This is a genomic window from Allomesorhizobium aridi (assembly GCF_043769475.1).
GTDB lineage: Bacteria > Pseudomonadota > Alphaproteobacteria > Rhizobiales > Rhizobiaceae > Allomesorhizobium.
Map to the genome: position 1 here is coordinate 136,262 of NZ_CP171728.1, position 21,974 is coordinate 158,235.

Sequence of the window (21,974 nt, forward strand, 5' to 3'; positions counted from 1 at the left end):
GAATGGGATGAATAAAATCGATCAGCGACGGCAAGACTCTGAGGCGGGCGCCATAGTGAATGCCGCGCGGCTTGGAACGCGGCTACGCCTCGCTCGCCAGACGCGTGGCTTGACGCTGAAGACGCTGGCAACGGCCGCGAACTGTTCTGAAAGTCTGCTGTCCAAGATCGAGAACGGCAGGGCTTCACCGTCCCTACCAATGCTGCACCGCTTGGTCGAAGTTCTGGACACCAATATTGGCTGGATGTTCGAGGACGTGAACGACGACGAGGAGATCGTGTTCCGAGCAGGCAAACGGCCGCTGATCGCGCTCGACGCACTGAGGCGAGGCGAAGGCATCTCGCTCGAACGCATCATTCCCTATTCGCCGGGCCACCTGCTGCAGTGCAATATCCATCACATTGAGAGAGACGGCGAGAGCGAAGGTCCTATCCATCATGTCGGCGAGGAGGTGGGTTATGTGCTCACGGGACGCATCGAGCTCATCGTCGACGGGAAAAGTCACAAGCTCGCCACCGGCGATGCATTCGTGTTCAGATCCGAGCTGCCGCATCACTACCGCAATATCGGCGACGAGCGAGCCAGCATTTTTTGGGTCAATACGCCGGCAACTTTCTAAACGCTCCGGTCCATTCAAACCCGTTGACAAGCATTCAAGTCTCTTGAATTATCCTTCCGTGCCGTTAGCGCCAACGTGGCCAGCCAAGAGTTGGTCTGCAAAACTAGGGGAACCGAAATGCATCTGTTTAAACGTCTCGCCAGCTGCGCCGCCGCCATCGCCATGAGCTCAACGGTCATGGGTTCGGCGCTCGCCGACACGTTCGCTCTTGTCAACATCAACCAGCAGGCCCTGTTCTTCAACCAGATCAACGATGGCGCCCAGAAGGCAGCCGATGCCGCGGGCGTCAAGCTGGTCATCTTCAATGCCAATAACGTGCCGAGCGCACAAAATAACGCGATCGAGAACTATATCACCCAGAAAGTTGATGGCATCATTCTGGTTGCCATCGATGTGAACGGCGTCAAGCCCGCCATTACGGCCGCAAAGGCCGCCGGCATCCCCGTCATCGCCATAGACGCCCAGATACCTGAAGGCGACAACGTCGCGTTTGTCGGTGTGGACAACACCAAGGCCGGTGAAGAGATCGGCAAGTTCTATGTCGAGTATGTGAAGTCCCAAATGGGCGGCACAGCTAAAGTTGGCGTCGTCGGCGCGCTCAATTCATTCATACAGAACCAGCGGCTCGATGGCTTCAAGAAAGCGGTGGCCGACAGCGGGCTTTCGGTGACTTTCCTCGACACTGTTGACGGACAAAACGTCCAGGAAGTCGCGCTGAGCGCCGCCGAGAACCTGATGACGGCCAACCCGGACATGTCGACGCTCTACGCCACGGGCGAGCCGGCTCTGCTCGGTGCCGTTTCGGCCGTAAGCAGCCAAGGCCGTACCGGTGACGTTAAAGTCTTCGGATGGGATTTGACCAAGCAGGCGATCCAAGGCATCGACGAGGGCTGGGTGACGGCGGTCGTGCAGCAAGATCCGGCTGGTGAAGGCAAGGCAGCGGTCGAGGCGCTGGTCAAGCTCAAGAAGGGGGAGACCGTCGAGCCCATCATCAACATTCCGGTCACGATCGTCACCAAGGAGAATGTCGAGCAATACCGCGCGATGTTCCAGTAACTGCTTCGCTAGGTGATCCGCGGCGCTGGATAGCGATGCCGCGGACGCTTCCAATCTCGGATCTCCAGATGAGCAATGGCGAAACCTATCGCGTCCGGATGACGGGCATTTCAAAACGCTACAACGCCATCCAGACGCTGGACGACGTATCCCTCAGGCTGAAGCCAGGCGAAGTTCTGGGGCTCGTCGGCGATAATGGCGCGGGCAAGTCGACCTTGAGCAAGGTTCTGTCGGGGGCGGTGATCCCGGACTCCGGCACGATTGAGATCGATGGGACGCCCGTGTCCTTTGTTTCGCCGGCTGATGCGCGCGCGGCGCGCGTCGAAATGGTCTATCAGGACCTGTCGCTCTGCGACACGGTCGATGTGGCCGGCAATCTCTTTCTCGGTCGCGAGCCACGCCGGCGCGTTGCGGGCATTTCCTTTCTCGACAAAAAGCGCATGCACGCGCAAACGCGCGAGATGCTTGATCGTCTGGGGATTGTAATCGCCGACACCCGGCTCAAGGTCGAAAACCTGTCCGGCGGGCAGCGCCAGTCGATCGCGATCGGCCGCGCCGCATCCTTCGAGCCGTCCGTGCTGATCATGGACGAACCGACGGCAGCGCTTGCCGTTGCCGAAGTGGAGGCGGTGCTGGACCTGATCCGCACTCTGAGCGCGCGCGGCGTCAGTGTCATCCTGATTACACACCGCCTGCAGGACCTGTTTCTCGTCTGCGACCGCATTCAGGTCATGTATGAGGGGCGCAACGTCGCCGAGCGGCTCATCGGCGAAACCAACATCGAGGACGTGGTCAACTTGATCGTGGGCCGCAAGTTCAACGCCCGTTCCGCCAAGAGCGGACATCGGGATGGAGCGCAGGCATGAGCGGCGCAACGTCGGTCCACTCCGCCCAGACCCAAAGGGTGCGCAAAAACACGTGGCGAGACGCAGTGCTCGCCAATGGCAGCGTCGTATCAATTGCGCTGTTCTTCCTCGTCGTCAGCGTCGTCTTCTCGGTGGCGACGGACGCCTTTCTGACCACCCCGAACCTGCTCAACATCCTTCGTCAATCTGCCCCGCTGCTGATCGTCGCCGCAGCGATGACCTTCGTTATCACGACGGGCGGCATCGATCTCTCTGTTGGTTCGGTCTTAGCGTTGGTGGCGACGCTGTCGGCGACACTGCTGCAACTGGATTTGCCGTGGCCGCTGGTCATCCTGGTCATGCTGGCGCTGGGTGGGTTGCTCGGAGCAGTGCAGGGCTACTTTGTTGCGTATGAGGGCATCCCGGCCTTCATCGTCACGCTTGCCGGGCTTTCGGTAATCCGTGGTGTGGCGCTATTGATCACCGGCGGCTACTCGATCCCAGTCGATCCGGGAAGCCCTTTCATTGTCATTGGCCGGGCCTGGTTCCTGGGTGTGCCTGTTCCGGCGCTGATAGCGCTGGCGATCCTCGCACTCGCCTATCTGGCCTTCAACGAAACGCCGTTTGGCCGCTACGTGACCGGCATCGGCGCCAACGCGGAAGCGGTACGACGCGCTGGCGTGAACACACGGCTGGCGACACTCTTTGTCTATGTCATTTCCGGGACCGCGGCGGCCCTGGCAGGTATCATCCTCGCGGCACGGCTGGGATCCGGCTCCTCGAATGCCGGGCAGGGCTTCGAACTTGAGGTGATCGCAGCCGTTGTCTTAGGCGGCACCAGCCTCTTTGGAGGCCGCGGGACGATCGTCGGCACAGTGCTAGGCGCACTTACGGTGGCCGTCATCGCCAATGGTCTGATCCTAGCGCATTTGTCGCCATTCCTCACCCCGATCGTGACGGGAACAATCATCCTGATCGCCGTTTTGCTGAATTTTCGCTTGTTCCGCGGCGCCGTGCGGAGCCGCTGAATGTTGGGTGATCTCTTCGACAATGCACCTCCCAAGCGACTGGAGATCGGGGTCGGCACCGGTCATGTGATGACCGTTCTCGGCCCCGTTCCGGTTGAGGAGATGGGCGTCACGCTCATGCACGAGCACATCCTGCTCGACGGCGCGCGAAGCTGGAAATGCCCCTGCCATCCGGATGAGATGGCGATTGCCGAGCTGCCGGTGAACATCGAGATCATCGGCGAATTGCGGATGAACCCTTACGTGAACCGCGACAACGTCTCGCTAGACGACAGTGATCTGGCGCTGTCGGAACTGCGGCGATACCGGGCACTCGGCGGTCACACCGTTGTCGACGCGACCAACATCGGCATCGGCCGCGATCCGAAAAAGCTCGCCCGCATCAGCCGCATGTCCGATTTGAAGATCGTCATGGGCACAGGCTTCTATCTCGAGCACACCCATCCCGATTGGCTGAAGGGAATGGATGTTGAGGCAGTGACCGAGTTTATCGTCAACGATGTCGGCGGCGGCGAAACGCAGCCGCCGATCCTGGCCGGCCTGATCGGCGAGATCGGCGTCAGCAAGGACTTTACATCCGAGGAACGAAAATCGCTGAGAGCTGCCGCGCGAGCCTCACGCATAACCGGCGTGCCGCTGTCGATCCATCTGCCCGGCTGGGAGCGGCTGGGCCACGACGTGCTCGATCTCGTCGAGGCAGAAGGCGCCGATCTTCGCCACACTGTCCTTTGCCACATGAACCCGAGCCATAACGATCTCGACTATCAAAAGAGCCTCGCCGGGCGCGGCGCCTTCCTGGAATACGACATGATCGGCATGGACTACTATTTCGCCGATCAGGACGCGCAATCGCCGTCCGACGAAGAGAACGCGCGCGCGATCACGGCCATCATCGAAGCGGGTTTCTGTGACCGCCTGCTTCTGTCGCAGGATGTGTTCCTGAAGATCATGCTGACCCGCTTCGGCGGCTACGGCTACGGCTACATCCTGAAGCATTTCATACCGCGTCTGAAACGGCATGGCGTCGACCAGCCGGCGATCGATCGCATGCTGGTCGACAATCCAAAAGCCGTTTTCGCGCGACTGAGCTGAGCGGCCAAAACTTACAAGGGAAGTTCATGTCCAAGAAAAAGATTCTTCTTGCCGGCGAATCCTGGGTGTCGACGGCGACCCACATCAAGGGCTTTGATCAGTTTCCAACCGTTACCTACCACACCGGCGCCGACGAATTGCTGAAAGCGCTGAAGGCGACGGATTTCGACGTCACCTTCATGCCAGCGCATGAAGCGCAGCGCGCCTTTCCGCAAACGAGCGAAGCCCTCTCGGCCTATGATGTGGTCATCCTCTCGGACATCGGCGCCAACACGCTGCTGCTGCATCCTGACACCTGGGTCCACTCAAAGACGACGCCGAACCGCTTGCGCCTGCTGCGGGACTATGTACGCGCGGGCGGCGGGCTTTTTGATGTTCGGCGGATACTACAGTTTCCAAGGCTTCAATGGCGGCGCGCGCTACCACAAGACGCCGGTCGAGGATGTGCTGCCGGTGAGCTGCCTTGCGGTTGATGACCGCGTCGAGGTTCCGGAAGGTTTTGCGCCGGTGCTGAAGGGCTCTTCGAGCCATCCGATCCTGCAGGGTCTCGGTTCGGATTGGCCGATCCTCCTGGGGTTCAACGAGGTCATAGTCAAAGAGGGGGGCAGAGGTGTTGGCAACGGTATCGTCGGACTATGGCTCGCTGCCGCTGCTTGTCACCGGCACCTATGGTAAGGGCCGCTCTGTCGCCTGGACATCCGATGTTGGACCGCATTGGCTGCCGCCTGAATTCATAGCCTGGGACGGCTACAAGACCTTGTTCGAGCAGATGCTTGCTTGGGCGGTGGGCGAGAGCTAGGCGATGCACGTTCACGTCGTGGGCAACGCTTGTGCCGATACTACCTTTCGCACTGGGCGATTTCCGAGTGCCGGCGAGACATTGAATGCTCTCACCCACAGCGATGGGCTCGGCGGCAAGGGCGCGAACCAGGCGGTCGCGGCAGCGCGCACAGGCGCGGCGGTCACGTTCTGGACGGCCCTTGGCAGTGATTATACCGGCTCCTGGATAAGGCAGCGGCTGGGCCAGGAGCTCTCCGACACCCAAGCGACGGAATTCGATCTGCCGAGCGACCGGTCGACCATTGTCGTAGACACAGGCGGCGAAAATATCATCGTCAGCGGCGTTGCCTGTGCCCAGGCCTTTGACCCGATTGCGCAAACCGCCCTGGCGAGCAGGATCGCGCCGGGCGACATCGTCGTCATGCAGGGAAACCTGACGAGCAGCGCGACAAATGCGTGTCTTCAGGTCGCGCGTGAGACAGGCGCGCGAACGGTGCTGAACGCAAGCCCGCTCGACGCCCTAAGTTTGCCAGACATGGGTCTCGCCGATGTTTTGGTCGTGAACCGAGTGGAAGCGAAAGCGCTGACCGGGCAACGAGATATGACAGAAGCGGCAAAATCTCTGGCCGCTAAGGGCGCGACGACAACGGTGATCACGCTTGGCGCGGAAGGATGCCTCGTCCTTGATCGAGATAAGCCGAAGCCAAGTCGCTTGCCGGTCCCGCAGGTTGCGGCGCTCGACACCAGCGGCGCCGGCGACGTTTTCTGCGGATGTCTCGCGGGCGGCCTGGCCAAGGGACTGACAATGATGGGCGCGCTTAGAGTGTCGCTCACGGCGGCGGCAGTCGCGGTAACGCGGCTGGGTACGCTAGCCTCCTGTCCCTCGGCGGACGAAATCGCAGCGCTCATCGATCAACTGAAGCCAAAACGCTCATGACACCCACGCGCCCAATCGGCCAATCGAGCGCCGACACTCTGCTATCGCTTTTCGGGCGGACCAAGGTGGTCATCGGCGTTGTCCATCTGGCTCCCTTGCCCGGTGCCCCGCGTTATGACGGCGAGGCCGTGGAGGCGATTTATCAGCGCGGGCTCGACGATGCGCGCGCCTATCTCCACGGTGGCTGCGACGGCGTGATCATCGAGAACCACGGCGACATCCCCTTTGCCAAGCCGGACGATATAGGACCCGAGACTGCAGCCTATATGGCGGTCGTCGCCGACCGCATCCGACTCGAACTCGGCAAGCCGATCGGCATCAATGTGCTTGCCAATGCGGCGATCCCAGCCTTGGCGGTCGCCAGCGCCGCCGGCGCAGGCTTCGTCCGCGTCAATCAATGGGCCAACGCTTATGTCGCCAATGAAGGATTGATGGAAGGAGAGTCCGGCCGCGCCGCACGCTATCGCGCTCGGCTGCGGGCCAATGGCATCCGCATCTTTGCCGATGCGCATGTAAAGCATGGGGCGCATGCGATCGTTGCCGACCGCCCGATAGAAGAACTTGTCAGAGACCTGGTCTTTTTCGACGCCGATGCGATCATCGCCACCGGTCAGCGCACTGGCGATGCGGCGGATCTCGACTACATCCGCATGATCAAGGCAGCGGCGGGCCTGCCGACGCTGGTCGGCAGCGGTGTGTCGCCAGACAATGCCGGCGACATTCTGGACATCATTGATGGCGTCATCATTGCGAGCGCGCTGAAGCATGACGGCGTATGGTGGAACACGGTCGATCCGGCGCGTGTCACGGCATTCATCACCGGCCTGAAGCGATGAGCAGACCGGCGATCAATGCCGAACGGCTGCTCGGACGGCTTGCTGCCTTTGCCAGGATCGGCGCGACACCGGCCGGCGGCGTCAACCGCCAAGCATTGAGCCGTGAGGATCGCGATGCTCGCGCACTTCTCGCCAGTCTCGGCCACGCGCGCGGCTTCTCCATCCATCAGGACGAGATAGCCAATCTCTTCATCCGCCGTCCAGGTCAGGATGACATGCTGCCGCCATTCCTGATCGGGAGTCATCTCGACAGCCAGCCGACCGGCGGTCGGTTCGACGGAACACTTGGAACGCTGGCGGCCCTGGAGGTGCTCGAGGCCATGGAAGACGCTGGCGTTCAGACCAACCGGCCGGTCGAAGTCGTTGCGTGGACCAACGAGGAAGGCAGCCGCTTTTCACCCGGCACGATGGGATCGATGGCGCATCGCCATGGTCGCGTGCCCGAAACGTGGGCATCTCTGACCGGGAGCGATGGCGCGCTTTTCGCCGAGGAACTCGCCGCCACCCTCAAGGCCTTGCCCAACGCCGCTCCCCGCCCGCTTGGCCGGCCTGTCGCGGGTTTCCTTGAATTGCACATCGAGCAAGGACCGGCACTCGAAAAGGAAAATATCCCGATCGGTGTGGTTACTGAGGTACAGGGCACGCGTTGGCTGGAGGTGACTATCACCGGACAAGCCGCGCATGCGGGCACGACCGAACTTGCCTACCGGCGCGATCCTATGGCCGCGGCCGCCGATGCGATGCATCATCTTTTTGGCAGCGTCATGCCGCGAGACGAGCAGGCTCGTCTGACGGTCGGCCGTGTCACTGCCGAGCCGGGATCGGTCAACGCAATTCCGGGCGCGATCTCGTTCTCGATCGATATCCGCCATCCCACCGAAGCCATGCTCGACGCCTTGGAAAGGCAGGTGGCGGACACATGTTCGGCAACAGCTGACGCACGCGGCTGCACAGTCGAGATTAAAAAGCTATTCGCCATGGCCCCGGCACGCTTCTCCGAAGCAATGGTAGACATTCTGGAGGCTTCCGCGAAACGCCTTGGCATTCCCTACAAGCGCATGATTTCGGGCGCATTCCACGACGCGCTCCATCTGTCCCGGGTCGCGCCGACGGCGATGATTTTCGTGCCTTGCCGTGACGGGTTGAGCCACAACGAGGCCGAATATGTCGAGCCCGAGCACGCCGTCATTGGCGCCCGTCTCTTGCTCGAGGCGACCTTGGCGGCAACGAGAGGGCTGGATGCGCTAAGCTGAGACCTTGGGTCGAAGCGTGGGAAGTCGCGCAGCGCTAGCCGCCATCTCGTGCTAGAGTCCCGCTTCGCCAGCGGCCGGTTCGGCGATAGTGTATTGACCGCCCAGAAGGTCGCTAAACCGAGCAGGTGACATTTTGCTCGTTGCACTTTGGTGATCGAAAACTTCGAGGTGCGCTTCGAAGGCATCCAGATATCATTCAAGCGATTCCACGAAGGGCTGCCACCATTGACTGACCGGTCAGACCTCGACGCCATCTCTGTCCTGGCAACGCTCGTCGCGCTTTATGCCGTTCTGAAGCTTGGGCTGCTGCCCGCGCTTCTGGCGGGATTGCTCATTGCACAACTTGTGCACTCCACCGTCCCGATCCTCTATCGTCTCGGCATTGCCAACCGCAAACTCGGCAGGGCAATTGCATTGACGCTGGTGACTGTGATCGTCACGACGGCAATCGCACTATTGGTCGTTGCCATTTCATCCCGACTCACTGCCGGCCCGGAGAATCTGTTTTTTCTCCTCCAGCGCATGGCGGAGGTGATCGACACCGCACGTAACCACTTGCCTTCCTGGGCGAGCGAATATCTGCCGGCAAACATCAAGGAATTCGAGGACGCCGCCTCCAAATGGTTGCGCGACAACGCATGGCAGCTCCGCTACATCGGCGGTGATGTCGGTTCGTTTGTCTTCTACGTCATCGTCGGCATGATAATTGGCGGCATGATCGCCTTTGGCAGGGACACTCGTGCCAACGAGCCTGGACCGCTGGCTGCCGCACTTGAAGCGCGTGTTATGGTGCTCAGCCAGGCGTTCCAGCGAATTGTGTTCTCTCAGGTCCGGATTTCGGCGCTCAACACACTTCTGACGGCCATCTATCTCGCGATCGTGCTCCCGATCGCTGGTATCAATCTGCCGTTTTTGAAGACGATGATTGCCATCACCTTTCTTGTCGGACTTCTGCCGGTGATCGGCAATCTGATCTCGAACACGGTGATCGTGCTGGTGAGCTTCAGCGTGTCACCGTCGGTCGCATTGGCATCGCTCGCCTTCCTCGTCATCATCCACAAGCTCGAATATTTTGTGAACGCCCGCATCATCGGCACGAGGATAAAAGCATGGGCCTGGGAACTTCTCCTGGCCATGCTTGTGATGGAAGCATGGTTCGGGGTTCCGGGACTTATCGCCGCGCCGATCTACTACGCCTATGTCAAGGACGAGCTAATGATGCGGAAGTTGATCTGACAAAGTCACATAAGATTGCGGTCTGGAACTGAAAAGCTCTCTTAGCATTTCGCGGACTGGCTGAGCGAGCCCGCGAAGATGATCATTCCGCCGCGGGCGATGAGCTGCCGAGTGAACTCCAGCCGCACGGGGGACCACGCCGTTGTCAAATCAAGTCGATCACCAGGCGCGCCGACGCCGCCGAACAGGCTGGTGCCACCGAGGCCGCCACGAACGAGCGGTAGCTCGGCGCGCCCCGCGAGCTACATTTGTTTTCAGGGTCTCCTGCCCATTTTTGGCAGGCCGATAGCAGTGGGTTGCGCTCTAGTGAACGCTGACCTGCTCGTTTGGGGATACCGGCAAAGCATGATGGACGATCTCCACGCGGTTGCGGCCGTTCCGTTTCGCTTCGTAGAGCCGCTGGTCGGCATGGCGGTAGAGTTCGCTGAAGGATGTTTCGCGGTCGAAGGTGACACCGCCGACGCTCACCGAAAGCCTGCAGCTTTCCTCGCCGAGATTGAGTTCGGTGGCCAGCACTTCCGTGCGGATGCGGTCGGCGACAATGCCTGCGCGGTCGGGGCTGACGCCGGGCAGGAACACGCTGAATTCCTCGCCTCCGATGCGCCCGAATATGTCGAATTCGCGCAGCGCCTGCCTGATCGCCTGGGTGATGGCCTTGAGCGCCTCGTCACCGCAGACATGGCCGAACCGGTCGTTGATCGTCTTGAAGTGATCGATGTCGATGACCAGGAGCGCACCGGAATGCCCGGCCTCCTGGGCGGCGATGCGATCAAGATAGCGGTCGACCATGGCCGTGAACGCCCGGCGGTTCAGACATGAGGTGAGTGGGTCGGTCGAGGCGACGACCATGAGTTCGCGATGCGCTATGGCCAGTTCGCGCTGCTTGCCGAGCAGATAGCCGAAGAATGGCGGGGCGAGCAGCAGGGGAATGATCACATTGTTGAGCGGCTGCGAGCCCCAGCGCCAGGTGCCGGTATCGAAGGAATAGCTGTCGATGCCGAAGGCAACGGCGATGCAGCAGAGCGTGCCGAGTGTGCTCAAAACGACGATCCGCCCCCGGCCGACAGCGGAAAAGTCCAATAATTGCTTGATCATCGTCGTTGCGGTGCCCGGCCCATCCAAGGCGCGAGCATAGCCGACGACGGTTAATCGAGCCTTTGCGCTGACCGGCGCTTTTTAGGAGATCGCGCAGACCGCCTCTTAGCCAACCGGAGCGGCGGTCGCTTTATGGCCGGTTCAAAATTCTGCCATCTGGGCCCAGCGGATGCATTGAGGCGTTGGGCCCTACAGGGCAGGGGGTCGGCTATCAGAGCGGATCCGGTGATCAAGGTCAAATGGCCGCCCCGGGAAATGTGCAGCCCGCTGCATAGGCAGCTATCTCGAAAGGCGGTTCTCGTCGTCGATCAGAATCAGGCGGGCCGGGGCCGCATTGCCCCATTTCCAGAGCACGAGATTGAGGTCGTCCCCGGTCGCACCGCGGGCGAAGCTCCTCACCAGCAAGCCTTGATAGCCACTGGCGATCAGTCGGCGGGCGAAAGCCTGCGTTCGTGCTTCCCCGCTCGCCTTCATCTGGTCGCGCCACGTGCCGTCGGCGAGCGCGGCGGCATCCATGCTCTCGGCTTTCAGGGCTGGTTCATCCCGGGAGTCGAAAATTCCGTCGATCTCCGCGTCGTAGGAGACGAGTGTGGTGGGCTGGAGATTTCCGACCTGGTTGGCTTCGCGCAGCGCCGTCATCACCGACAATGATGCGTAGAGAGCAGGAACACCCTTCGGATTGAATCGTCCGCCATAGAGTTCGGCGCCACGGCCTGAGAGCGGCTCGCGCGCGTAGACAGGATTCAGCGCGCGATAGAGCTTTCCCCGATACAGCACCGGGTCAGGCGTGAACGCCGGCGTCGACCGCGTCGACGTATTCGAGCACCTCCTCCCCACGACCGCTGCGCACGAGCTGCATGGCAGTTTGACCCGAAAACCCGGGCAGCGGCTCGGAGCGATACCAGGCATAAGCCATCAACGTCGAACCGAAGCGCGGCTCGACCTTGTTGATCACCTCGACCATCTCGCGCAGCCGGCGTTGGGTCTTGTCGGAGCGGACGCGGTCCTTACGCTGGACCGCATCCTTGCCGAGTCCCGCTGTGTGGGCGACTTCCTCGCTGGTTGTGCGGAAGGCGTCTGCGATCTTGCGAGGCGCGAAGAACCCATTGTCGGAATACTGCACCAAACCCATTCGAGCCTCCTATCGTCAGCGACGCTTTCTTTGACGCAATATAGCGTCAATTTCAGTGGCCTTCAAGATACAGAAGCGGGCAGATAAAAGCGAAAGAGGGAGGAAATCCGGTTCGCCGATAGGTCGGACCTGCCCCTTGTCTCCGGTCTACACCCCTCAAATGTGCGCCAGTGGGCGGCGACATGCTGATCCAGGCGAGCAGGTAGGGCGCGGCTTACGAAACTCGAGATGCGCCTGCGTCAGCGGAATCAGATCTGTGACACAGGCAGTTATCAGCGTTCGCCATTTGTAAAGTCGCATAAGCGTGCAGTGTGGAACTCGGGAGCGGACTGCGCGCCAGCGAGGGAAAAGTCCAGCAACGGGCGGTCCCTCCCTGATCCAGCGCAAAGCGTCTCTTGCGGGCTGCCAGCGAGTTGGAGCGATTCCCGAACTCGCGCATTTCTTCTTCCGGAGATCAACTCCGGGAGGATCAGCCGTGAAGAATGCGCTCATTGTGTTGGCGGTGCTTGCACAACTCACCGCTTGCTCTCAAACCGAGCGGGGCGCTGCCATTGGCGGGCTTGGCGGCGCCGCAGTCGGAGCTGCCGTAGCCTCGCCGGGAGTGCGTGCCGAAGGCGCCGTGATCGGCGGCGCAGTTGGCGCGCTTGCCGGGGCGATAATTGGCCGCGCGAATGAACCAGGCGATTGCATTTACCGGGATCGCTATGGCCGCCGCTATATCGCACGTTGCCCTGCAGGATATTGAGCACCGCGATCTGATCGCTGCTGCTCCCAGCGCTTAGCGGGAAGTCGCATCCCGCGCAGCACGGGAAATGTCGAAACGTCCCGTCCGATTCTGACCATTCGGCGCAACGGCGCGACGGAGCTGCAAGAATGTCTCCAAAGCTCGAGGGTCCGGTCACTAAACCCTGTGGCACGGCTCAACCACGGACCGTGACGGCTTAGACTGACCGGTGGGCAATGCGCTTCCGTACGCATTGCTTCTTCGGTGCTAGGAGGCGCTCGACCAGAACGTCTACTCGTCCGCGATCACCCCAACATCTTGGTCAGCCGGCGCGGTCCGGCGCCGGCCGTCACGTCTCTGGGGTTCCTCAATCGATGCTGTTGCTGGGCATCACCAGGCGGCACAGAAGCCCCACGGGCCGGTACTCGATCTGAACAGAGCCACCAAGTTCGCGCTCGACCACCTGTTTTATCAGTTTGGAACCAAAACCGCTCCGAACTGGATTGTTGATGACGGCCGGGCCTCCGCTCTCGATCCACTCCAGCTCAAACTTCCCGTTCGTGGTCCACCTAATGGTCACCATCCCATTTCCTGATAGCGAACCGTGTTTCGCTGCATTCGTGGCGAGTTCATGAAGAACCATCGACAGCGACAAAGCCGCTGATGGGCGCAGCGGTACATCAGCACCTTGCGTTTCAATGCGGTCCCCATACGGTGCAAGAACTTGCGCCGACAGCTCGCCAAGCGAGACTTTGCTCCACCCTTGCCTACAAAGAATGTCATGGGCGCCAGCCAGCGCAACAAGGCGCCCCTTGAAGAGGTCAACGAACAGTTCGACGTCCGTGGCGCCCCGCGCGGTCTGCGCACAGACCGACATGACTGTCGCCAACGTGTTTTTGACCCGGTGATTCAGCTCGTCTATCAGCATTTTTTGGCGTTCGTTGTCTCTCGCCTGCCGAGCCAGGGCCACCTTGGCCATCGCGAGCCGATCGGCCTGATAGAAGATGAAGGTCGCGATTGGAAACGCGACCAATATGGGAATCAGAATGGCCTCCGTCAGGTCTAACCAGTCGTAGGAAACCTGAAAAACCGCTCGGGACAGCAGGAACAACCCAATAGCTGAACCGGTCGCTGCCGCCGTAGCTGCAGTAGCTCTTGGCACCACGGAAAACAAACCTGGCGTTGCGCCAGGCGATGTGACGTTCGACTTCGGCAGCCCAATCTTTTCCGGAACTGACGATGGCGCTGGAACCGGCGGCACTTGCCGGTCCTGCGGCGGCCATTCAGCAAAGCCGTTGCTGGCCATCAGCCCCTCCCCACGAGCCCATCAAAGCAGGTGCATCGGTTGGAGTCCACAACCTTGACCGCCAATTGCAGAACTGTGGTTGCGAAACTTTGAACTGTAAATCGGCGTGGGGCTTCGGCGCCGATCGGCGCCATAAGTCATTGAAATCTCAGTGGCGGGTGGGTCACGCAGAGATGCCGATTCACACCAGGATGTTCAATACATCCGGCACTTGCGGGCTTCCCAGAATCGGGTCGCGAGACAGCTTGTCACAGGGAGCGGAGCGCAATCTCGATGCAACAGAAGCAATGCTTCTATTAAGCTCCGGCCAGGCACCGCTTCTAACGAGGGATCGGTTGGACATGCCACTCAAGGCTTTGCTTTTCGATGTGGACGGGACGCTTGCCGAAACAGAGGAGCTTCACCGTATTTGCTTTGAGGAGGCGTTCGCGAATGCCGGCCATGACTGGGAGTGGCCGCGGGACATCTACCGTGATCTCCTGAAGATCACCGGCGGCAAGGAACGCATCCTTCACTATCTCGATCGCATGAGCCTGGATATCGGCGCAGATGCGGCGACCAGGGTCGCTGCGCTGCATGCCGAGAAGAACAGGCTCTATGCCCTGCGGACGAAATTCGGCGTGGCGCTCCGGCCGGGCGTCAGGCGCCTGATCACCGAGGCGCGGGGGCGCGGGGTCGCGGTCGCCATCGCAACGACGACCAGCCGCAGCAATCTTGACGCCCTGCTCGCCGCCGCATTCGGCCGGGCTGGGGCGGCCTGGTTTTCGGCGATCGTCACCGGCGAGGACGTCAGCCGCAAGAAGCCCGATCCATCAGCCTATCTGCAAGTGCTAGGCCTGCTCGGGCTGGCGCCAAGCGAATGCGTGGCCTTCGAGGACTCCTTGAACGGCTTGGTTGCGGCGAAGACCGCCGGGCTGCCGGTCGTGCTTACGCCCAGCATCTATACCGAGCATGAAAACTTCACCGGGGCCGATTGCGTCGTCTCCGACCTCGGCGAGCCCGGCCGACCGCTGCGGCACATCGCGGGGTGGAGGCCGAAAGCCGACCTGATCGATGTCCCCGCCCTGCAGGCACTGCTGGTTGCTCGCACCGGCGAGCGCGCGAGGCAGTAAATCTGATTTAGCACGATCATAAAGGGATTAAACTTTACTTAGCAGCTGCGCTTCCGCCATCTTGCGCCCAGCAATATGAAGCCGGTTCGCCGGTCGCCAGGGGAAACGCCTCGGATGAACGCTTTTTCGCCGCCGCCTCGCCTCCTGATGGGCCCAGGTCCGTCCAATGTAGCGCCGGAAGTGCTTGCGGCGCTGGCCCGGCCGACCATCGGCCACCTCGATCCGGGCTTCATCAAGCTGATGGAGCTTATCAAGCACCAGCTTCGGCTCGCCTTTCGGACGGAAAACCGTGTCACCTTCCCGCTGTCGGCGCCGGCTTCGCTCGCGATGGAAATGGCGCTGGTGACGCTGCTCGAGCGGGGCGATACAGCAATCATAGCGCAAAACGGCGTGTTTGGCGGGCGCATGGCCGAAATAGCCAAACGCGCGGGCGCAGAGGTGCGCCTGGTTTCCTGTGAATGGGGCAAGCCTGTTGACCCCGAGGCCGTCCGCGCCGCGATCCGAGACACACGCAACGCCAAACTGCTAGCCTTCGTGCATGCGGAAACCTCGACGGGCGCACGCTCCGATGCCGCCACGCTCTGCGGCCTGGCGCGCGAGGCGGGCATGCTGTCTGTGGTCGACACCGTCACCGGCCTTGGCGGGATTCCGGTGTTCGTGGATGAATGGCAGGCGGACGCAGTCTATTCAGGCACGCAGAAATGCCTCTCCGCGCCGCCCGGCCTGGCGCCGATCACCTTCTCCGAAGCCGCGGTCGCTGCGGCAGAGTCGCGCAAGACGCCGATCCAGAGCTGGTTCCTCGATCTCACCCTCATGCTCGGCTATTGGGACGGGGAGGGTGGCCGCTCCTATCACCATACCGCGCCGGTCAACGCGCTTTACGGCCTCAACGAGAGCCTTTCGCGACTGCTCGCCGAGGGGCTGGAGACGGCCTGGGCGCGCCATCGGACAGCCCACGAGCACCTGGCCGAACGGCTGGAGGCGCTCGGCTTCGCCTTCGTTGTCGACCGGGAGCATCGCCTGCCGCAGCTGAACGCGGTGTGGGTCCCAGAAGGCGTCGAGGACGCCCCGGCGCGTCGGCGTCTGCTCGAAGAGTTCGGCATCGAGATCGGCGGCGGGCTCGGGCCGCTCGCCGGGCGCATCTGGCGCATCGGCCTGATGGGCGAGACCTGCCGGATGGAGAATGTGGAGCACCTGGCGGACGCCATCGGGACGATCCTGCCATCGGCCAAGCGGGCCGGGTAGCGGATCGTATTCGGCAGCTCCGCTGAGTGCATTTCTCGGCGTATCCGAGCTGCTAATGTGGAGGTGTCCGCGCCGCGAACATAGCTGTAAATCGGAGTTGGGAGCGGGCAAAAGATGGCGGTAAGAACCTTCAGGTAATCGACGCAATCCGTGCGAAATGTCGCGCCTCAACGAACAGGCTGGGAAAAACGGGGGCGACGTCGTTCTCAACGATCAGCCACTCTTCGTCTGCGATCCGCAATGTCTTTCCGCCTTTTTCGACTACCTCGTCAGCCATCAGGCGTTCCTCACATGGGTTTGGCAGGCAGTCAGCGGCGCGGGGGAGATGTTCATGCATAATAGAAAAGTTGGCCTGCCATTCGGTGTGAAACCTGATCACTTTTGACGTAAGGCAGCTGCGCCGCTCTTCATTTGATATCACCAGCCGGTAGCGCGAGACGGCAATTCCCCAAAATCCGGAAGGCTGACGCTACCTTGTCCCCGCGTAGCGCCAGCCCCACACGGTCTGGCATTCGGGCAGGTCGAGGCCATGCCGGCGGATGGTATCATGGACACTGGCTTTCAAAACACGACCTCAGGGTTGCTTCGCAAGCGCGGGGAACCGATTCGCGGGAAATGCTCGCGACAGATGGCTGTCGCATCACCGCGGAAGATCGGAATCGACCAAGATTCGTCCTCCAGCGCGGCATCGCGGGCAAAGGCTTGGCGCGCTCCTCGGCCGTCAGTTGGCCTGTTCAGTCAGGCGGCGTGAGGATGTCACCGCCTACCTACCAACATCCCCGCCTCTTCAGCAGCCTCCTGAAAAGCTTGTCGCGCAATCCCGGCCTTCGCCGGATCTTCCAAGGCGGCAAGGCAAACCTCTCTTGCGATACGATGTTTTTGACCGGGTTCAACCGGCCAAAAGCGCAACAGAATATCGGTGGCCTGGACAACATTGCCGACATGGATCGTAGTTCCCACCCAATCGGGGAAGCAGATCGGGACAGGCGGATGAAACCAGACGCGATCCATGACGATATTCAACGCAGCGGATCGGCGCTTGGTTGCTACAGATCAGAACGATGGGAGCATCCCGCCGGAGCACCAGGAACATATTTCCGGGCGTCGACGGCGGAACGTGAATCCCCTGACGTCATCCCCTGCGGTGAGCATGCGTACGCTGGCATTGAAGGCAGCCGGCGAGACTTCAGCGCTTGCGCTTAACGGTTCTCAGGCGGCGGTCGGCGATCGTCGCCGATCGGTATGCTGGCTTCCTCGGCGGCCGCTGGGTAAGTAGTCAGAACCTCTCAGCAGTCGTTGTCGAATTGCCGAATAGCCGAGCGATCGGTCCTGTTGCGTCGAAAAGCCAGTTCGTGCGTTCAAGCTCCACCGACAGCCTCTTGGTGGAGCACAGAAGCGCTCGTTGAAAGCGCGATGATCGCCACCTTCAACGTCGACGGCATCAATGGACGCCTATCAGTACTCTTACGCAGGCGGCTTTCCCTTTTCGTTACTGAATATAGCTATGCTGCATGCTGCTTTTGATCGAAGACCTACTGAAATCCTATCCTGGCCCGGAAGGGCCGGTACCCGTTCTGCGCGGCGTGACGCTCTCGCTGGACGCCGGCAAGACGCTGGCGCTGACCGGCGAATCCGGCTCGGGCAAGAGCACGCTGCTCCACCTCGTGGCAGGGCTGGACGCTGCCGACGGCGGGCGCGTCCTGCTCGACGGGGAGGAGGCCACTAAGCTGGACGACAACGGCCGCGCGAGACTCCGGCGAAGCGCGGTGGGCATCGTCTTTCAGCAGTTCAACCTCATCCCCTCTCTGGACGTTGCCGCCAACATCGCCTTCCAGGCGCGTCTCAACGGCACGCCGGAACCGCAGGAGCTTTCACGGCTGGCCAGTGCGCTCGGTCTGGAGTCGCAGCTGCGGAAATATCCGGAGCAGCTATCCGGCGGCCAACAGCAACGCGTTGCGATCGCCCGCGCGCTTGCGGCGCGGCCAAAGCTGATCCTCGCGGACGAACCGACCGGCAACCTCGACGAGGCGACCGCGGACGAGGTGATGGAGCAATTCCTCGCGCTTGTGGCGGAGACCGGCGCGGCGCTCCTGATGGTCACGCACTCCCCGCGCCTTGCAGTACGTCTGGGGAGCCGGGCGCATCTCAGTCAGGGCCGCCTTGCATGACGGGCGCGGTCCTCTCGGCACTGGCCTCGCATTGGCGACGCAACCGGCTCCAATTGCTGACGTTGGTGCTCGGCCTCGCGCTGGCGACAGCCCTCTGGTCGGGTGTGCAGGCGATCAACGCCGAGGCGCGCGCCAGCTACGATGCGGCTGCCGCCACGCTGGCCGACGGCCGGTTCGACCAGCTTCTGCCTCGCGATGGTGATTCCATGCCCGAGGAGCTTTTCGTCGCGCTGCGCCGCGCCGGCTGGCTGGTCAGCCCCGTCGTGGAGGGAAGGCTGCGCGTCGGCAGCACCGCCGTGAGGCTGGTCGGCGTCGATCCGCTGACTGCGCCGCCGGGCTCGGCTGCGAGCGAGGCGTCGCGCGCCGACCTCAACCAATTCCTGCGCGCGCACACGCTGGTCGCCGGCCCGGAGATGGCGGCGCTTCTTGGGGCGACCCTGCCCAACCCGGTTCTGATCGACCAGGCGGTTGCGCCAGGTACCGTGCTCGCCGACGTCGGCGTCGCCCAGACACTGCTCGGCCGGGCCGGGCGCATCAGCCGCCTGATCGTCCTGCCGGAGCAGCCCCTGCGACAACGGCCGCTGGCCGAGATCGCGCCGGACCTCCTGCTCCAGAGCGCGGACGGCGCGACCGGTGTCGGCCGGCTCACCGATAGCTTCCATCTCAACCTCACGGCCTTCGGCTTCCTCAGCTTCGCGGTCGGCATCTTCATCGTCCACGGTGCGATCGGTCTTGCTTTCGAGCAGCGGCGCGGGATGGTCCGCACCCTGCGCGCGCTCGGCGTGCCGCTCCGCCACCTGATCGTGCTGATGGTGCTGGAGCTTGTCGTGCTGGCGACGCTTGCGGGCGCGCTCGGCACCGCGCTCGGCTATCTCATCGCAGCCCTCCTGCTGCCGGACGTGGCCGCGACGCTGAGGGGGCTCTATGGCGCCGACGTCGCAGGCACGCTGCAAATCCGCCCGGAATGGTGGCTTTCGGGAATGGCCATGGCGCTGGGCGGCGCACTACTCGCCTCCGCGAGCGCATTGTGGCGCCTGGCGCGGATGCCGGTCCTTGCGAGCGCCGGCGGGCGCGCCTGGGCGCTGGTCTCGGGACGAACGCGAAAGCTGCAGGCCGCAGCCGCGGTCGTGCTGCTCGCGGCAGCGGGGGTGCTGGCCATCGCCGGGGCCGGGCTGGCCGCCGGTTTCGCGCTGCTCGCCTGCCTGCTGCTCGGCGCAGCACTTGCGCTGCCGTTTTGTCTCGCCACGATCCTGCGCTTCGGCGAAGGGCAGGCCGTCCGCGCCATGGCGAAATGGTTCTGGGCCGACACGCGCCAGCAGCTGCCCGGCCTCGGGTTGGCGCTGATGGCGCTGTTGCTCGCCTTGGCCACGAATGTCGGCGTGTCTACCATGGTCTCGAGCTTCCGCCTGACCTTCGTCGGCTTCCTCGACCAGCGCCTGTCGGCCGAACTCTACGTCGACGCCAATGCCGTCGCGGACCGAGCGGCATTGGAACGTTTCCTTGAGACGCGCGCCGACGCCGTGCTGCCGATCATGTCGGTTGATGCGACGTTCGCCGGCATGCCGGCGGAGATTTTCGGGGCGCGCATCGGCGACACCTACCGCGAGAACTGGCGCTTCCTCGACGGCGTCCCCGCCGTCTGGGACGAGGTCGAAGAGGGCAAGGCAGTCGTCATCAACGAGCAACTTTCCCGCCGCGCCGGACTGCGCGTTGGCGAGATGCTCGCGATCGGTCCCGGGCTGTCGCTGCCGATCGCGGGCGTCGTAGGCGACTATGGAAACCCGATCGGCCAGGCCATCGTCGGCGAGGCGCTGTTCCGCCAGGCTTTCCCCGGCATCGTGCCCTCTCGCTACGGCGTACGCACCGACGATCCGCAGGGCCTGCGCCGGGAGCTCATCGAAGCATTAGACCTGCCGCCCGCGCGCATCATCGACCAGGCGGCGCTCAAGGCGTTATCGCTTTCGGTGTTCGAGCGCACCTTCTCGGTGACTGGGGCGCTGAACGTGCTGACGCTGGCGGTTTCCGCCTTCGCGATCCTGATGAGCCTGCTCACGCTGGCGGCGATGCGACTGCCGCAGATGGCGCCCGTCTGGGCGATGGGGACAACCCAGCGCCGACTTGCGGGGCTCGAGATCCTGCGTACCGTGCTGCTCGCGGCGATCACTGCGGCGCTCGCCTTGCCGCTGGGTCTGGCGCTCGCCTGGGTGCTCCTCGCCATCGTCAACGTCGAGGCGTTCGGCTGGCGCCTGCCGATGTACCTGTTTCCGGCCGAATACGCGCGCCTGATGCTCTTAGCGCTCGGCGCTGCGCTGCTCGCCGCGCTCTGGCCGGCATGGCGGCTGGCGCGCATGGAGCCCGCCGCGCTGCTAAGGATATTCGCCAATGAACGCTAGGGCGCTCATTCTCCTGCTGCTGGGCGTCGGCAATGCCTTCGCCCAGGGTTTTGCCGGGCTCGGCACGGACCCCGAAGGCTTCGCCGTTCCGGAACCGGGCAAGGTGTTCGAGTTCCCGCAGGATCATGGAGCCCATCCGGACTACCGGATCGAGTGGTGGTACGTGACCGCGAACCTCACCGGGCCCGACGGAGCGGATTACGGCCTGCAATGGACACTGTTCCGCTCGGCGCTCGCGCCGGCCGAGGCCGAGGGATGGGAGAGCCCACAGCTGTGGTTCGGCCATTCTGCCGTGACAAACGCCTCGACGCACCTCGCCACCGAGCGTTTCGCGCGCGGCGGAACAGGCCAGGCGGGCGTGACGGTGGAGCCCTTTGCGGCCTGGATCGACGACTGGCAGATGGCGGGCGACAGCTTCGACAGCCTGCGTCTCACGGCAACCGGCAAGGACTTCGCCTACGACATCGCTATGCGCGCCGAAGGCCCGCTCGTTTTCCACGGCGACCGAGGCTACTCGGTCAAGTCGGCAAAGGGGCAGGCAAGCTACTACTATTCCCAGCCCTTCTTTGCGGTGGAAGGAACGCTCACGCTGCCGGAGGGCGAGGTCCCGGTGCGAGGCACCGCATGGCTGGACCGCGAATGGTCGTCGCAGCCGATAGCGGAGGACCAGGCCGGATGGGACTGGTTCTCGCTCTCCTTCGACACGGGGCAGAAGCTGATGGGTTTCCGCCTGCGTGACGCCGCGGGCGGCGGCTTCACCTCTGCCACCTGGATCGGGGCGGACGGTGCCCCGACACCCTACGGCGACGACAAGTTTGAGGCGACACCGCTCGAGACCAGCCGGGTGGAGGGACGCGACGTTCCCACGCGCTGGCGCCTCACCTTGTCCGACCGCGGCCTAGACATCACCGTCTCCGCGCTCAACACTCATGCGTGGATGGGGCTCAGCATTCCCTACTGGGAAGGTCCGGTGCGGGTGAACGGCACCCATCACGGCAAGGGTTATCTCGAGATGACGGGCTACCAGCGACGACCGTAACACTCGCAGAGGCGCCACATACCGTGACGACGATGGCAGGCATTGAGATGATCGCCCCGGGCGGACCATGAAAACGGC

The 21,974-nt window shown here is 62.6% G+C and carries 21 protein-coding genes and 1 pseudogene; 17 read left to right on the top strand and 5 right to left on the bottom strand.

Features of this window, described 5'->3' with window-relative positions; genetic code table 11:
• Positions 1-7: 7 nt before the first annotated feature.
• The 10 genes and pseudogenes from ACG873_RS00610 to ACG873_RS00655 all read left to right on the top strand — a co-directional run bounded on the left by ACG873_RS00610 (position 8) and on the right by ACG873_RS00655 (position 9,682).
• Positions 8-619: a cupin domain-containing protein gene (locus tag ACG873_RS00610; protein ID WP_394886039.1), complete on the top strand. Its 612-nt coding sequence runs from the start codon at positions 8-10 to the stop codon at positions 617-619.
• A 117-nt stretch (positions 620-736) separates the two neighbouring features.
• Positions 737-1,675: a substrate-binding domain-containing protein gene (locus ACG873_RS00615; RefSeq protein ID WP_394886127.1), complete on the top strand. Its 939-nt coding sequence runs from the start codon at positions 737-739 to the stop codon at positions 1,673-1,675.
• Positions 1,676-1,743: 68 nt separating this feature from the next.
• Complete coding sequence (locus ACG873_RS00620; protein ID WP_394886040.1) at positions 1,744-2,541, top strand: ATP-binding cassette domain-containing protein; 798 nt, start codon at positions 1,744-1,746, stop codon at positions 2,539-2,541.
• Entirely contained in the window at positions 2,538-3,548 is a 1,011-nt protein-coding gene (locus tag ACG873_RS00625; protein ID WP_394886042.1) for an ABC transporter permease, read from the top strand. The genes ACG873_RS00620 and ACG873_RS00625 overlap by 4 nt, the downstream gene beginning before the upstream one ends.
• Positions 3,549-4,640 (top strand): phosphotriesterase family protein, encoded by a 1,092-nt coding sequence (locus ACG873_RS00630; RefSeq protein ID WP_394886043.1) that lies wholly within the window; start codon positions 3,549-3,551, stop codon positions 4,638-4,640.
• A 26-nt stretch (positions 4,641-4,666) separates the two neighbouring features.
• Positions 4,667-5,439 (top strand): annotated as a pseudogene (locus ACG873_RS00635) (glutamine amidotransferase).
• A gap of 3 nt (positions 5,440-5,442) precedes the next feature.
• Complete coding sequence (locus ACG873_RS00640) at positions 5,443-6,357, top strand: ribokinase (RefSeq protein WP_394886044.1); 915 nt, start codon at positions 5,443-5,445, stop codon at positions 6,355-6,357.
• Positions 6,354-7,193: a BtpA/SgcQ family protein gene (locus tag ACG873_RS00645; RefSeq protein WP_394886046.1), complete on the top strand. Its 840-nt coding sequence runs from the start codon at positions 6,354-6,356 to the stop codon at positions 7,191-7,193. Before ACG873_RS00640 ends, ACG873_RS00645 begins: the two co-directional genes overlap by 4 nt.
• Positions 7,190-8,446, top strand: coding sequence for a Zn-dependent hydrolase (locus tag ACG873_RS00650; protein WP_394886048.1), 1,257 nt, complete (start codon positions 7,190-7,192; stop codon positions 8,444-8,446). The genes ACG873_RS00645 and ACG873_RS00650 overlap by 4 nt, the downstream gene beginning before the upstream one ends.
• Before the next feature lie 225 nt (positions 8,447-8,671).
• Positions 8,672-9,682, top strand: a complete 1,011-nt coding sequence (locus ACG873_RS00655) for an AI-2E family transporter (RefSeq protein ID WP_394886050.1) — start codon at positions 8,672-8,674, stop codon at positions 9,680-9,682.
• Positions 9,683-9,985: 303 nt separating this feature from the next.
• On the opposite strand, the gene ACG873_RS00660 is transcribed toward ACG873_RS00655, so the two are convergent.
• The 3 genes from ACG873_RS00660 to ACG873_RS00670 all read right to left on the bottom strand — a co-directional run bounded on the left by ACG873_RS00660 (position 9,986) and on the right by ACG873_RS00670 (position 11,909).
• Complete coding sequence (locus tag ACG873_RS00660) at positions 9,986-10,723, bottom strand: GGDEF domain-containing protein (RefSeq protein WP_394886051.1); 738 nt, start codon at positions 10,721-10,723, stop codon at positions 9,986-9,988.
• Between the two features lie 333 nt (positions 10,724-11,056).
• Positions 11,057-11,554, bottom strand: a complete 498-nt coding sequence (locus ACG873_RS00665; protein ID WP_394886053.1) for an RES family NAD+ phosphorylase — start codon at positions 11,552-11,554, stop codon at positions 11,057-11,059.
• A 4-nt stretch (positions 11,555-11,558) separates the two neighbouring features.
• Positions 11,559-11,909, bottom strand: coding sequence for an MbcA/ParS/Xre antitoxin family protein (locus ACG873_RS00670; RefSeq protein ID WP_394886055.1), 351 nt, complete (start codon positions 11,907-11,909; stop codon positions 11,559-11,561).
• Between the two features lie 475 nt (positions 11,910-12,384).
• Between ACG873_RS00670 and ACG873_RS00675 the strand changes: the two genes are divergently transcribed.
• On the top strand, positions 12,385-12,654 hold the full coding sequence (locus ACG873_RS00675) for a YMGG-like glycine zipper-containing protein (RefSeq protein WP_394886056.1): 270 nt from the start codon (positions 12,385-12,387) through the stop codon (positions 12,652-12,654).
• Positions 12,655-13,000: 346 nt separating this feature from the next.
• Here the strand turns inward: ACG873_RS00675 and ACG873_RS00680 are convergent, their stop codons facing one another.
• Positions 13,001-13,939 (bottom strand): sensor histidine kinase, encoded by a 939-nt coding sequence (locus tag ACG873_RS00680; protein WP_394886058.1) that lies wholly within the window; start codon positions 13,937-13,939, stop codon positions 13,001-13,003.
• A 341-nt stretch (positions 13,940-14,280) separates the two neighbouring features.
• Here ACG873_RS00680 and ACG873_RS00685 point away from each other — a divergent pair, with 341 nt between their 5' ends.
• The 3 genes from ACG873_RS00685 (at position 14,281) to ACG873_RS00695 (ending at position 16,681) form a co-directional block, all read left to right on the top strand.
• A complete protein-coding gene (locus ACG873_RS00685) occupies positions 14,281-15,051 on the top strand; it encodes an HAD-IA family hydrolase (protein WP_394886060.1) in 771 nt (256 codons plus the stop codon).
• Positions 15,052-15,165: 114 nt separating this feature from the next.
• A complete protein-coding gene (locus ACG873_RS00690; RefSeq protein WP_394886061.1) occupies positions 15,166-16,296 on the top strand; it encodes a pyridoxal-phosphate-dependent aminotransferase family protein in 1,131 nt (376 codons plus the stop codon).
• Positions 16,297-16,453: 157 nt separating this feature from the next.
• On the top strand, positions 16,454-16,681 hold the full coding sequence (locus tag ACG873_RS00695) for a hypothetical protein (RefSeq protein ID WP_394886063.1): 228 nt from the start codon (positions 16,454-16,456) through the stop codon (positions 16,679-16,681).
• A 371-nt stretch (positions 16,682-17,052) separates the two neighbouring features.
• On the opposite strand, the gene ACG873_RS00700 is transcribed toward ACG873_RS00695, so the two are convergent.
• Complete coding sequence (locus tag ACG873_RS00700; protein WP_394886065.1) at positions 17,053-17,307, bottom strand: DUF982 domain-containing protein; 255 nt, start codon at positions 17,305-17,307, stop codon at positions 17,053-17,055.
• Positions 17,308-17,807: 500 nt separating this feature from the next.
• On the opposite strand from ACG873_RS00700, the gene ACG873_RS00705 reads away from it, so the two are divergent.
• From ACG873_RS00705 to ACG873_RS00715, 3 genes are read left to right on the top strand one after another with little or no spacing between them, the layout of a single operon-like run.
• Positions 17,808-18,464 (top strand): ABC transporter ATP-binding protein, encoded by a 657-nt coding sequence (locus ACG873_RS00705; protein WP_394886067.1) that lies wholly within the window; start codon positions 17,808-17,810, stop codon positions 18,462-18,464.
• A complete protein-coding gene (locus tag ACG873_RS00710) occupies positions 18,461-20,857 on the top strand; it encodes an FtsX-like permease family protein (protein ID WP_394886069.1) in 2,397 nt (798 codons plus the stop codon). Before ACG873_RS00705 ends, ACG873_RS00710 begins: the two co-directional genes overlap by 4 nt.
• A complete protein-coding gene (locus ACG873_RS00715) occupies positions 20,847-21,896 on the top strand; it encodes a lipocalin-like domain-containing protein (RefSeq protein WP_394886070.1) in 1,050 nt (349 codons plus the stop codon). The genes ACG873_RS00710 and ACG873_RS00715 overlap by 11 nt, the downstream gene beginning before the upstream one ends.
• The last annotated feature ends 78 nt before the right edge of the window (positions 21,897-21,974 follow it).